Genomic DNA, 11,780 nt, shown 5'->3' with positions numbered 1-11,780 from the left:
CCGTTTGGGAGAGTACCCGCCACTCCGCTAGTGTCCGGGCCCCGTCCCGCCTTCGTGGCGGGCGGAGCGCACCGGACCGGATCTTGTGGAGTGTCGTGAGCAATACACAGGGCAGTCACCGCGCGGCACCCGGCGCGCGCCGTGACACCGAGACCAGCCGCACGGGTGAGATCAGCGACATTGACGAGACAGGCCGTACGGACGGGACCAGTCGTACCGACGAGGCCCGTCATGCCGTCGAGGAGCCTTGTGGCGGCGACAAGGAGCGGCGGCTCGGGGATCGTCCTGGCCGTCCCGGTCGTCCTGGCCGTCCCGATCGTCCTGGTCGGCGCCGCGGCGATCAGGAATCGCACTGGCCCGATCTGCGCCGGCTGCTGCCCCGGGCCCTCGTCGTCGCCTTCCTCGCCGGCGGCACCTCGGCCTTCCTCGTCGGCGACAAGGCCGTCGAGCTGAGCGTCGACGGCGTACCGCGCACCATGCACACCTTCGCCGGTGATGTGGCGGAGCTGCCGGCCGACGAGGGAGTGGCCGTCGGCGCGCACGACATCGTCGCGCCGGCGCCCGGCGCCGGTCTCGTCAGCGGCGACCAGGTCGTCGTCCGCCGCGGCAGGCCCGTACTCCTCACTCTCGACGGACACCGGCGCCAGGTCTGGACCACGGCCCGTACGGTCGACGGCGCACTGCGCCGGCTCGGGGTGCGCGCGGAGGGCGCGGCCCTCTCCGTTTCGCGCTCCTCCGCGATCTCGCGCCGGGGGCTCGCGCTGGACGTACGGACGGAACGGGCCGTGACCTTTGTGGCCGACGGCCGTGAGCGGACCGTCCGTACCAACGCGGCGACCGTGGACGAGGCGCTCACGGAGGCGGGCATCGCGCTGCACAAGGACGACACCACGTCCGTACCGCGCGACAGCTTCCCGCGCGACGGCCAGACCATCGGCGTACAGCGCATCACGTCCCGTGAGCAGGTGCGCGAGGAGGTCGTCCCGTACGACACCGTGCGCACCGAGGACGCCACTCTCTTCCGGGGCACGGAGGTCATCGACCAGCCGGGCCGGCCGGGACTGCGCCGGGTCACCTATGGTCTGCGCACGATCGACGGCATCCAGCAGGAGCCGCGCGTACTCCACGAAGAGGTGGTGCGCGCGCCGGTCACGCAGCGCGTCAGGGTCGGTACGAAGGAGCTGCCGACGTCGATGGCCGGAGTGGACGATCTGAACTGGAAAGGGCTCGCGGCCTGTGAGTCGAGCGGCCGGCCCAACGCGGTGGATCCGTCGGGCAAGTACGGAGGGCTCTACCAGTTCGACATCGCGACCTGGCGCTCCGTCGGCGGGCGAGGCCGCCCGCAGGACGCCACGCCGGAGGAGCAGACGTATCGCGCGAAGAAGCTGTACATGCAGCGGGGGGCGAGTCCGTGGCCGTACTGCGGCCGTAGGCTGACCGGGTGAGCACCACTGAGCCCGACGCCCGACATGCCCCGCGTGCGCCAGACGCCCTGGACGACGCAGAGGCCTCGGCCGTCAGCACCACCGGCACCTCCGACGCCTCTGATGCCTCCTCCGGCGCCTCCGACGCCCTTCTCGGGCCCGCGGACATCCGCGAGCTGGCCGCGGCCCTGGGCGTACGTCCCACGAAACAGCGCGGGCAGAACTTCGTCATCGACGCCAACACCGTCCGCAGGATCGTCCGTACCGCTGATGTGCGCCCGGACGACATCGTCGTGGAGGTCGGTCCCGGGCTCGGCTCGCTGACGCTGGCGCTGCTGGAGGCGGCGGACCGCGTGATCGCCGTGGAGATCGACGACGTCCTGGCCGCCGCCCTGCCCGCCACGATCGAGGCCAGGATGCCCGCGCGCGCCGGGCGCTTCTCGCTGGTGCACTCGGACGCGCTGCGCGTGACGGAGCTGCCGGGCCCGGCGCCGACCGCGCTGGTCGCGAACCTCCCGTACAACGTCGCCGTACCGGTCCTGCTGCACATGCTGGAACGCTTCCCCACCATCGAGCGGACGCTGGTGATGGTCCAGTCCGAGGTCGCCGACCGGCTGGCCGCCGCGCCGGGGAACAAGGTGTACGGAGTGCCGTCGGTGAAGGCCAACTGGTACGCGGAGGTCAGACGGGCCGGCGCGATCGGCCGTACGGTCTTCTGGCCCGCGCCCAATGTGGACTCCGGGCTGGTCTCGCTGGTGCGCCGGGCGGAGCCGGTGAGGACGACGGCCTCCAGGGCTGAGGTCTTCGCGGTCGTGGACGCGGCCTTCGCGCAGCGCCGCAAGACCCTGCGGGCCGCGCTCGCGGGATGGGCGGGCTCGGCTCCGGCGGCGGAGGCGGCCCTGGTAGAGGCGGGGGTCTCGCCGCAGGCGCGCGGTGAGGCACTGACGGTGGAAGAGTTCGCGCGGATCGCGGAATCGAAGACCGCGGGGTCGAAGACCGTGGGATCGAAGACCGCGGGGTCGAAGGGGGCGGGCGCGTGAGCGTCGAGGGACAGACACAGGTACGCGTACGGGACCGGGCGGCGGTACGCGTACGGGTACCGGCCAAGGTCAACGCGCAGCTGGCGGTGGGCGCCGCCCGTCCCGACGGCTTCCACGACCTGGCGAATGTCTTTCTGGCGGTGGGCCTCTACGACGAGATCACCGTGACGCAGGCGGACGAACTGCGCGTCACCTGCTCGGGTCCGGACGCGGACCAGGTTCCGCTGGACACCACGAACCTCGCGGCGCGGGCGGCTCTCGCGCTGGCGGAACGGCACGGCATCGAACCGCGCGTCCATATCCATATCGCCAAGGACATCCCGGTCGCGGGCGGGATGGCGGGCGGCAGCGCGGACGGCGCGGGCGCCCTGCTGGCCTGTGACACGCTCTGGTCGCTCGGCTCCTCGCGCGACGAGCTGCTGGCGATCTGCGCCGAACTGGGCAGCGATGTGCCGTTCAGCCTGATCGGCGGCGCGGCGCTGGGCACCGGCCGGGGCGAGCGGCTCACGCCTCTCGGTGTCGGCGGTGTCTTCCACTGGGTGTTCGCGGTCGCCGACGGCGGACTGTCGACGCCGACGGTGTTCCGCGAGTTCGACCGGCTGGCCGAGGGCACGGACGTACCGGTCCCGCTCGCCGATCCCGCGCTGCTGGAGGCCCTGCGTACGGGCGACACCGCCGCGCTCGCGGGCGCCCTGGCCAACGACCTCCAGCCCGCGGCCCTGGCCCTCCGCCCATCCCTGACGGACACCCTGACGGCGGGCACGCAGGCCGGCGCCCTGGCCGCACTGGTCTCCGGCTCGGGCCCGACGACGGCGTTCCTGGCCAAGGACCCGGCGTCGGCGGCCCGCATCGCGGAAGCACTCCTCGCCTCGGGCACCTGCCGTACAGCCCGAGTCGCCCCGGCCCCGGCCCCGGGCGCGACGGTGGTGGAGCACACGGGTCCGTGACCACTGGGCCCGTACCACTGGGTACATGAAGGAGGCCCCTCGGGCAGAACCGGGGGCCTCCGTCAGATGCGGCGCGATTGAGCAGCGCCCACCAGGAACATCCGCCAAGCCGCGGGCCCGAAGTGCAGGGACGGCCGGGTCCGGTCCTTGGTGTCTCTTACGGCACGGCCGCCGTCGGCTGTCAGAGCCACCTCGACGCAGTTGTTGTTCTGGCCCGAGTAGGACGATGTCCGGTAGGGGCCTACAACTTCACGTGTCACGACGCTCCTTCCTTGCTGCTTCGCAGGACACGCCGGACGAGCCGGGCGCTCGCATCCGGCGACAGGGCTTCCGATCGTAGTTGGTCGAACACGTGGGCGTAAGCCGTCAGGTCGTCAGCAGCCTCAAGGACAGAGGCTCCCCGCAGATTGTCAATGGCGACCGCCTCAACGGTGGGCTGGCCGTCGAAAGAGAACGAGGAGAACGGATAGGTGATCCCTGCCTTCACTCCCGCTGACACAGGGAGTACCTGAAAGGAGACATTCCCCCGCTTCCCCATCTTGAGGAGATGCTCCAACTGCTCCCGGTGCACCGCGCCCGGAACCAGCGGGAGTGTCACAACCGGCTCCCAGACGATGGCCGCGTAGCTGGTACCGCCTTCCGCGATCTTGGCTTGCCGCTCCTCTCGTACCTTGACGAACTGGGCCACCACGTCGGGCGGGAAGCGGTTGGGCCCCACTGCGGAGGTCTGCTCTGCGTACGCCGCCGTCTGCAGAAGCCCAGGGACCAGTACCGTCTGCCACTCGCGGATGAAGGTGGCGTCGTCCTCCAGGGAGATGTGGTTGCGGTAACCCTCCGACAGCTCTGGAAAGTTGAGCCACCAGCCGCGATGGCCGGAGTTCTTCGCCAGCCACACCAGGTGGCCCCGCTCGGTCTCGTCCGTGACCCCGTACCGGTCCAGCAGCAGAAGAACTTCCGCGGGCTTGGCCGTGGTGATGCCGTCTTCCATGCGGCTGATCTTGGATCTCGACCCGTGGATGAACTCCGCTGCCTGCGACTGGTCGAACCCCGCGCCGATCCTGTGCCGCTGCATCCTGTGGCCGAAACGTCTACTGTGCACAGTCGGCTTACCACCTGCGGGCATCGTGTCGCCTTCCTCTCTTTCTCGCCCCAAGTCTGCATGTCTGAAGGCTTCGTGGGGCCGCGTCACACGATAGAGGTAATGATGCACGCGTGCATCAGATGCGGGTTGTGGAAGTTGTTCATCTCGCTCTAGCCTCAGGGGACGCACCGTTGGCGTCCCGCTACACGGTGTGACAACGACCGTGCGTCAGCTTGGGGGTACGTCATGCCCGCAGCCCTTACGGCGGAGCCGCTCCGCGACACCTTCCGTGTTCCGAAACGCAAGAGATATGTGCCGGCCGTACGGGCGCGGGTCAGAACGACCTTGGTGAAGTGGGGGTTCGACCACCTCGTCGCGGACGTCGAGCTGGCCGCCTGCGAGCTCGTCGCCAACGCCGTCGTCCACTGTCGCGTGACCCTCGCCCGGATCGAAGTCACCGTCCAAGTCGACGGCGACGAACTGCTGTTGGAGGTGGTCGACCCCGACCGGCACAGACGGCCGCTTCTGCGGGCGGGTTGTACCGAGGATGAGGAGGGCGGGCGTGGTCTGCTTCTCGTGGCGGCGCTGTCCGCCGAGTGGGGGTGCAGGGAACTGGAGCACGGCAAGTGTGTGTGGGCACGATTCCCGGTGGTGGCGCCGGATGGGGTGTTCCGGTCGGCGGAGCCGGGGCCGGGGCCGGGCGGGGAAGGCCGGGGCGCATGGACGGGCTGACGTTCGGGATGGTCGTCTACGACCGCGCGTACGAGATGCCCGGACGGGTCACCGGCTTCGCGGGGAACCTGGTCCGCTTGGCGCGCCCCACCGGACTGACCTGGTCCGCACGCCGAACCTCCGTACGGCCCGCGACCGCCTGGGAGATGCGGCAACTCACCGCCCTGGCCAGACTCCGTGGCCAACGCCGTCCCTTGGTAAGGCGATTCACCGTATGTGAGACCTGCCAAGGCAACCGACTGCTCCGCGCCCTGCACCACGGCAGAGCCGTACTCATCCCGTGCGGGTCGTGCCAGGCAACCGGCCGAACCCTGCTCCCGTAACACTTGGCCCCCGGCGACACCGCTGCGGCGGGCTGGGCGGGAGGACAACCGTGGATCCGGAGGCGTACGGGCCGAGGCCGGGGGTAATCCCCCGTACCGGGAACTTCCCCATGTCTTTATGTCTCTCTGCTGACACCATGGACACATGCGGACGAGCTTTGGTCAAGCACTGGCAAAGCCCCTACAGCGCCGCAGGTCAGGAAGAGTGTTCCCCGCGCAGGCGGGGTGTTCCGCGTCGCGTTCACCGACGGGGAGCCGCCGCCGGGTGTTCCCCGCGCACGCGGGGGTGTTTTGGCGATCCAGTGCGACATGGCTTCCCCCAGGGCGTGTTCCTCGCGTCGGCGGAGGTGTCAAGTCCTTCTGTTCAGTCCCTCAGCTGCTGAAAGAAGCTGCGCCCGGAATTCCGTGAACGATCTTGAGCTTGGTGTAATGCCAGGGTGATGCTGACCGCCGGGAATCGGCGTGGCTCGGTGTGCGGGCGAGGACGGGGAGAAAGATGGCGGCAGCGGAGCTTCGGGGTGCCGTGAAGGGGGCAGCGCGGTTGGACTGGGAGCTGATGCCCCTGGAAGGCGTCGGGCCGTTGTGTTTCGGCATGCAGATCGCTGAGGTCGCCGCAGTGCTGCCGGGCACGACCGAGCTGCGTAGGTTCCAGGCCGACCCCGCGTTTCGGGAGATCGTCGGCGTAGAGTTCGGCACGGAACGTGTGGAGCCTGTCGTGTACGCCTACTTTATCGACGGCCGGCTGTTCTGCGTCGCGGTCGACGCGGTCCACGGACCCCAGGTGACGCTCTGGGGACGGGAGTGGACTGCCTGCGTCCCAGCCGATGTGGAGCGGTTCCTTTTGCAGGCTGACGGGTGTGGGGTGCTCGACCTGTCCTACGGACCGCGGGGGAATCCTGGAGTAAACGGGCTCGGCCTGGTGGTGAGGGTGCAGGAGGTCGCCGGTGGCCTGGTGACCCGGCCAGTCATGGTGGGCCGGACCTGGGCCGAACGGTGCACCGACGACTGGGAAGGCGCGATCCCGGAGTGTGAATGGGTGGGTCGGGTGTGGCCTCATGCACGTGAAATGGGATCCTGGCCCCCATCCGGCCACGAGGCATATTGGGGCGGCTGGCAACCACCTTTGTAGCCCGGCCTTTTCCTGCGGCGATATTCCGGCGCATGCGGCGTTCCGTGAAATTTGACCTGCGGATTTACGGGAATTCGGTCGTAGCTCAGAGATCCTCACCACCACGAGCGGGACGGGACCGCCCCGGCGTCCAGAAGGTCGGTCCTGGGGGACGGACTGACAGCAAGCGCACGACTTTGCGTGGTGGCCTGGAGAGCCTGCGTGATCAACCGTCCTGGAGAGTCGGCCCCGAAGCCGGCTCCGTGGAGAACCATCGGCCACCGCCGAGTCTGTGCTTCTCGACCTGGATCTGATAGGTCACCGAGCAGGTTTCGCTGGCCGAAGGTGCATTGGTCGGGGAGGTATCCGGTCGAAGACCGACAGGTTCCAGACGAACCGGTGGGTCAACAACACGGCGAGGGCAGTCAGTTCCTGGCGCTGCAGAAACAGGCGGCCCCAGGCGCTGGTCGCGCTGCTTCCGCCCGGGAGTCGGCGAGGGCGTCCGGGGCAGCGGTGTTCCCCGCGCGCGCCGGGGTGCGCGGGGTGCCGGCCGGGGGCGGGGGGAGTCAGGCCACCGTGGTGCGGGGGCGGGGTACGTGCGCGCTTTCCTTGGGGAGCAGGTTCTCGGCCTGCTCCATGAGGGCGGGATCGTCCAGTGTGAAGCGGCCGACGTGCAGTCGGTCGTGTCCGTACATCGGCTGTTTCAGCTCGGTGGTGCGGTCCAACTCCAGTGACCAGGACGCCGCGTGGAACTCCAGGGTGCGAGGCTTGGGCACGCTGCGTCCGCTCCAGCCGACACAGATCAGCCAGCAGGCCTCGGCGAAGGCGCTGCCGCCGGAAGAGCCGTACACGCGCGTGGGCTGATGCCGGGCGGCGATGTCCATGAGCGCCACGTCCGGCAGTTGTGGCACTGGCAGTCGGCCGATGACCGCGGTCTGCCCGAAGTCCCCGGTGGTCGCGTACGCGATGACGTCGTACCGGTCCGGCCATGTGTGCAGCAGCGGCAGCACGGTCACCCTGCTCTCGCCCCTCAAGGTTCTTGCCACGTTCCTCTTTCCCTGTCGGACGGGTACGCCACGCTCGGGTCAACTTCGAGCGGAGCGGCCCGCGTTCTTGCTCAGGCTGTGCAGCCGCCGTTGTCGCCGCAGCCGGTCGGCGGATTGGAGCCGCCGCCGTCTCCGTCTTCGATATCGGTGTTGTCCTCGTCTCCCTGGACAACCGCCTGACGCTGTGGGTGGATGTTGGTCATGTGCCATGCCCTTCTTCTTGACGGGGCGGTGCATGGACCCGCTTCGGCCGCTGTCCTGCCAGGGAATGGGCGGTCGGAGCGGGGATCAGTGGGGGGTCAGTAGGTCCGTGCGCGAGCTGTGGGTAAGCAGCGGCGGCAGGCGCAGGGCGGGAATTCGAGCGACTCCGGAAGGCGCTCGGGATCGCCTGCGGGCACGGTGACCGTGGGCCGCACCGTCCGTCTCTGTCCCGTCGCGGTCGCGCGGTACACCTTGATCGTCATCACTGGATTTCCCTGCCGGTGAGGTGCTCCGGTTGCTCCGGTTTCACGACGCTAGGGGGCTCCGAGCGGGCACCACTACAGATGTGCAGATGTGTGCATGGCTATCTTGCTGCCGTGTAGGGCTGGCTCATGCCCTTGACGTCACGGTTGAGATGGTCAGTTGTGGTGCACACAGATGCACAAATCGTGACCGGAGGTGGCCATGTCGTTACTGTTCATCGGAATCGATCCCGAGACCGGCGACAAGCAGAGCCCCACTGTGTGGGTCGACCTCGACGCACAAGAACTCGTCCTGCAAGGATGGAAGCCCAGCGCCGATCTCGAAGCCGAGTGCGCGGCGACCGAGGTTCCTGGGCATGGGAAAGGGATCCCGGACGGAGAGGCAGTGATTCGAATTCCCGCCAGGATGGTGCACATGATCAGGGAGGCGTGCAATGCGGTCGAGCGTGCCGACGTTCGATGAGCTGATCTCCAGGTGCACGCGTTCCGCTGTGCACCTGGAGATGCGTGACTCCTACGCGGTGGAGTACGAGGAGGGGCCGTTCGCGGACTGGCGCGCGGGCGTTCGCCTCGATCCGGCCGACAAGGCGTCCTGGTGGCGGCCCTGGCTCGACCTCATCTCCGGGACGGTGGCGCGCGGTGTTGTCGTCCGTCGGGCCCGGATCGTGTCGGAGCCTGTCAGCGAATACATTCGCTACGAGCACTCCGGTACGTTCACCAACGTGGCCGCCGGTGAACAGGTCCGGTGGCTGCCTCGTCGTCAGGCCTCGGACATCGCTCTGCCCGGCAATGATTTCTGGCTCTTCGACGACCGATGGATCCGCTGGAATCACTTCGCGGGCGACGGCTCCTCCATGGGCGGGGAGATCTCGGACGATCCGGCCGCCGCGAAGCTCTGTGCCGAGGCGTTCGAGGCGGTCTGGGCGCGCGGTGTCCCGCACGATCAGTACGAGATCCACTGACAGGAAGCACCGGTAAATCCGTACATGCCCAGCTCCCCGTCGTCGTCCGCCCAGGCTGCCCGTGAAACGGTCGCTCGGCGGCTCGGTGATCTGCGGAAGGGAGCTGGGCTGACCGTCACCGAGCTTGCTGACCGGTGCGGCTGGCATCACGCGAAGACATCTCGCATCGAGAACGCCCGCACCGCGCCTTCCGCCAAGGACATACGTCTCTGGTGCCGGGCGTGCGGTGCCGACGACCAGGCGGGCGATCTCATCGCGCAGTCGCTCAGTGCGGAGTCGATGTACCGGGAGTGGCGTCTTCAGGTGCGGGGCGGGCTGAAGCGGTTGCAGGAAAGCGGGGTGCGGTTCTTCCAGGAGACCGAGCTCTTCCGCGTGTACTCGTCCACTATGGTGCCCGGCTTGCTCCAGACCGAGGGATACGCGGCGGCACTGCTGACCGCCATCGCGGATTTCCGGCAGATCCCGGTGAACGACGGGCCCGAGGCGGCGACGGCCCGGGTCGAGCGCTCCCGTGTCATCCATGAACCCGGACACCGGTTTGCCTTTCTTGTCGAAGAGGCGGTGCTGTATTACCAGCTCGGGGACGCGCAGGCCATGGCCGCCCAGCTTGGCCATCTGCTGACCGCAGGAGCCTTGCCGGCTGTTTCATTGGGAATAATTCCGATGGCTCTACGTGAGCGCGGGACGTGGCCGCGTGAGACGTTCCACGTATACGACGACACACTCGTCTCCGTCGAGTTGGCATCGGCGCGGCTACGCATCACGCAGCCCAGCGAGGTCGCCGTCTATCTGAAGGCGTTCGAGGAGCTGCGGGGCATGGCCGTGTACGGGGGCGATGCCCGCGCGCTGATCGTCAAGGCCATCGACGCGCTCGGCTGACAGAAGCGCCCGCAGGGGTCGTTCCTGCCCGGTGCGCGGACGGCCCGTCGGGGTGTCCGTGGTGGCGACTACGCTGGGACGGCGATCGATCCCCCCTGGTACAGGAGAAAAATGGCCGTCAATCTGGTCAATGTCGAGGCAGTCACCAAGGTGTACGGCACCCGTGCGCTGCTCGACGGTGTCTCTCTCGGCGTCTCCGAGGGAGACCGGATCGGCGTCGTGGGGCGCAACGGCGACGGTAAGACGACCCTGATCAGGGTGCTGAGCCGGCTGGAGGAGACCGACACCGGCCGCGTCACGCACAGTGGCGGGCTGCGGCTCGGAGTGCTCACCCAGCACGATTCGCTCGATCCCGGGGCCACGGTCCGGCACGAGGTGATCGGTGATCTCGCCGACCACGAGTGGGCGGGCAACGCGAAGATCCGCGATGTGCTCACCGGGCTCTTCGGCGGGCTCGACCTGCCCGGCTTCCCGCAGGGCCTCGACACCGTCATCGCGCCGCTCTCCGGTGGCGAGCGGCGCCGGATCGCGCTCGCCAAGCTGCTCATCGGCGAGCCGGACCTGATCGTGCTGGACGAGCCCACCAACCATCTCGACGTCGAGGGCATCGCCTGGCTCGCCCAGCATCTGCGGACCCGGCGCTCCGCGCTCGTCTGTGTCACGCACGACCGGTGGTTCCTGGACCAGGTCTGTACGCGGATGTGGGACGTCCAGCGCGGCGCGGTGCACGAGTACGAGGGCGGCTACTCCGACTATGTCTTCGCCCGCGCCGAGCGCGAGCGCATCGCGGCGACGGAGGAGGTCAAGCGGCAGAACCTGGTCCGCAAGGAGCTGGCCTGGCTGCGGCGCGGCGCTCCCGCCCGTACGTCCAAGCCCCGCTTCCGCGTCGAGGCGGCCAACGAGCTGATCGCGGACGTACCGCCGCCGCGGGACACCTCGGAGCTGATGAAGTTCGCCAACGCGCGGCTCGGCCGGACGGTCTTCGACCTGGAGGACGTGACGGTCCAGGCGGGCCCGAAGGTGCTGCTCGACCATCTCACCTGGCAGCTCGGTCCCGGCGACCGGATCGGGCTGGTCGGCGTGAACGGCGCGGGCAAGACCTCGCTGCTGCGCGCGCTCGCCGAGGCCGCCCGCAGCCAGGGCGATGTCCAGCCGGTCGGCGGGAAGATCGTGGTCGGCAGGACCGTCAGGCTCGCGTATCTCTCCCAGGAGGTCACCGAGCTCGATCCGGCGCTGCGGGTGCTGGAGGCGGTCCAGCGGGTACGGGACCGGGTCGATCTCGGCAAGGGCCGGGAGATGACCGCGGGCCAGCTCTGCGAGCAGTTCGGCTTCACCAAGGAGAAGCAGTGGACGCCGGTCGGCGATCTCTCCGGCGGTGAGCGGCGCAGGCTCCAGCTGCTGCGGCTGCTGATGGACGAGCCGAACGTCCTCTTCCTCGACGAGCCCACCAACGATCTCGACATCGAGACGCTCAACCAGCTGGAGGATCTGCTCGACGGCTGGCCCGGATCGATGGTGGTCATCTCGCACGACCGGTTCTTCATCGAGCGCACCACGGACAAGGTGATGGCGCTGCTCGGCGACGCGGCGCTGCGGATGCTGCCGCGCGGGATCGACGAGTATCTGGAACGGCGGCGCAGGCTGGTCGAGTCGACGGCGTCGAAGCCCGCGGCGCCGAAGTCCGCGGCGAGCGCCGCTCCCTCGGCCGCGACCACCGCCTCATCCACCGTCACCGCCGCCGAGGAGCGGCCCGCGGCGGCCGTGTCGGCGAAGG

At 69.0% G+C, this 11,780-nt stretch carries 14 protein-coding genes; 10 read left to right on the top strand and 4 right to left on the bottom strand.

Features of this window, described 5'->3' with window-relative positions:
* Nucleotides 1-95: 95 nt before the first annotated feature.
* The 3 genes from GA0115259_RS30515 to GA0115259_RS30505 are packed head-to-tail and all read left to right on the top strand — an operon-like array spanning nt 96 to nt 3,411.
* Nucleotides 96-1,445 carry a resuscitation-promoting factor gene (locus GA0115259_RS30515; protein ID WP_256098212.1) on the top strand — a complete coding sequence of 450 codons (1,350 nt, stop codon included), beginning with the start codon at nt 96-98 and terminating at the stop codon, nt 1,443-1,445.
* 47 nt (nt 1,446-1,492) lie between these two features.
* The gene (rsmA, locus tag GA0115259_RS30510) at nt 1,493-2,464 is read left to right on the top strand and encodes a 16S rRNA (adenine(1518)-N(6)/adenine(1519)-N(6))-dimethyltransferase RsmA (protein ID WP_370748781.1); all 972 of its coding nucleotides are present in this window, start codon (nt 1,493-1,495) and stop codon (nt 2,462-2,464) included.
* On the top strand, nt 2,461-3,411 hold the full coding sequence (locus GA0115259_RS30505) for a 4-(cytidine 5'-diphospho)-2-C-methyl-D-erythritol kinase (protein ID WP_093602989.1): 951 nt from the start codon (nt 2,461-2,463) through the stop codon (nt 3,409-3,411). The genes rsmA and GA0115259_RS30505 overlap by 4 nt, the downstream gene beginning before the upstream one ends.
* 62 nt (nt 3,412-3,473) lie before the next feature.
* Here GA0115259_RS30505 and GA0115259_RS30500 read toward each other — a convergent pair whose 3' ends face one another.
* Together GA0115259_RS30500 and GA0115259_RS30495 are read right to left on the bottom strand one after the other, a co-directional pair.
* Nucleotides 3,474-3,671: a DUF397 domain-containing protein gene (locus tag GA0115259_RS30500; protein WP_093602987.1), complete on the bottom strand. Its 198-nt coding sequence runs from the start codon at nt 3,669-3,671 to the stop codon at nt 3,474-3,476.
* The gene (locus tag GA0115259_RS30495; RefSeq protein ID WP_093602985.1) at nt 3,668-4,534 is read right to left on the bottom strand and encodes a helix-turn-helix domain-containing protein; all 867 of its coding nucleotides are present in this window, start codon (nt 4,532-4,534) and stop codon (nt 3,668-3,670) included. Before GA0115259_RS30495 ends, GA0115259_RS30500 begins: the two co-directional genes overlap by 4 nt.
* A gap of 204 nt (nt 4,535-4,738) precedes the next feature.
* On the opposite strand from GA0115259_RS30495, the gene GA0115259_RS30490 reads away from it, so the two are divergent.
* The 3 genes from GA0115259_RS30490 to GA0115259_RS30480 all read left to right on the top strand — a co-directional run bounded on the left by GA0115259_RS30490 (nt 4,739) and on the right by GA0115259_RS30480 (nt 6,676).
* Nucleotides 4,739-5,224, top strand: a complete 486-nt coding sequence (locus tag GA0115259_RS30490) for an ATP-binding protein (protein WP_093602983.1) — start codon at nt 4,739-4,741, stop codon at nt 5,222-5,224.
* Nucleotides 5,212-5,547, top strand: coding sequence for a hypothetical protein (locus GA0115259_RS40715; protein ID WP_176732707.1), 336 nt, complete (start codon nt 5,212-5,214; stop codon nt 5,545-5,547). Before GA0115259_RS30490 ends, GA0115259_RS40715 begins: the two co-directional genes overlap by 13 nt.
* Nucleotides 5,548-6,088: 541 nt before the next feature.
* A complete protein-coding gene (locus tag GA0115259_RS30480) occupies nt 6,089-6,676 on the top strand; it encodes a hypothetical protein (RefSeq protein ID WP_141716752.1) in 588 nt (195 codons plus the stop codon).
* A gap of 545 nt (nt 6,677-7,221) precedes the next feature.
* Here GA0115259_RS30480 and GA0115259_RS30475 read toward each other — a convergent pair.
* Both GA0115259_RS30475 and GA0115259_RS42295 read right to left on the bottom strand, forming a co-directional pair.
* Entirely contained in the window at nt 7,222-7,701 is a 480-nt protein-coding gene (locus GA0115259_RS30475; protein WP_093602979.1) for a hypothetical protein, read from the bottom strand.
* A 71-nt stretch (nt 7,702-7,772) separates the two neighbouring features.
* Nucleotides 7,773-7,904 carry a hypothetical protein gene (locus GA0115259_RS42295; protein WP_256098211.1) on the bottom strand — a complete coding sequence of 44 codons (132 nt, stop codon included), beginning with the start codon at nt 7,902-7,904 and terminating at the stop codon, nt 7,773-7,775.
* 463 nt (nt 7,905-8,367) lie between these two features.
* On the opposite strand from GA0115259_RS42295, the gene GA0115259_RS30470 reads away from it, so the two are divergent.
* The 4 genes from GA0115259_RS30470 to GA0115259_RS30455 all read left to right on the top strand — a co-directional run.
* A complete protein-coding gene (locus GA0115259_RS30470; protein ID WP_093602977.1) occupies nt 8,368-8,628 on the top strand; it encodes a hypothetical protein in 261 nt (86 codons plus the stop codon).
* Nucleotides 8,600-9,127 carry a DUF6879 family protein gene (locus GA0115259_RS30465; protein WP_093602975.1) on the top strand — a complete coding sequence of 176 codons (528 nt, stop codon included), beginning with the start codon at nt 8,600-8,602 and terminating at the stop codon, nt 9,125-9,127. The genes GA0115259_RS30470 and GA0115259_RS30465 overlap by 29 nt, the downstream gene beginning before the upstream one ends.
* A gap of 24 nt (nt 9,128-9,151) precedes the next feature.
* Nucleotides 9,152-10,006 carry a helix-turn-helix domain-containing protein gene (locus GA0115259_RS30460; protein ID WP_093602973.1) on the top strand — a complete coding sequence of 285 codons (855 nt, stop codon included), beginning with the start codon at nt 9,152-9,154 and terminating at the stop codon, nt 10,004-10,006.
* Between the two features lie 111 nt (nt 10,007-10,117).
* Nucleotides 10,118-11,780 (top strand): ABC-F family ATP-binding cassette domain-containing protein (locus GA0115259_RS30455; RefSeq protein ID WP_107469296.1); only part of this gene is annotated, 1,663 nt, incomplete at its 3' end.

This window comes from Streptomyces sp. MnatMP-M17, assembly GCF_900091995.1.
Lineage (GTDB): Bacteria > Actinomycetota > Actinomycetes > Streptomycetales > Streptomycetaceae > Streptomyces.
Note: the sequence above shows the minus strand (reverse complement) of the source record. Positions and strands in the feature narration are given on the sequence as shown.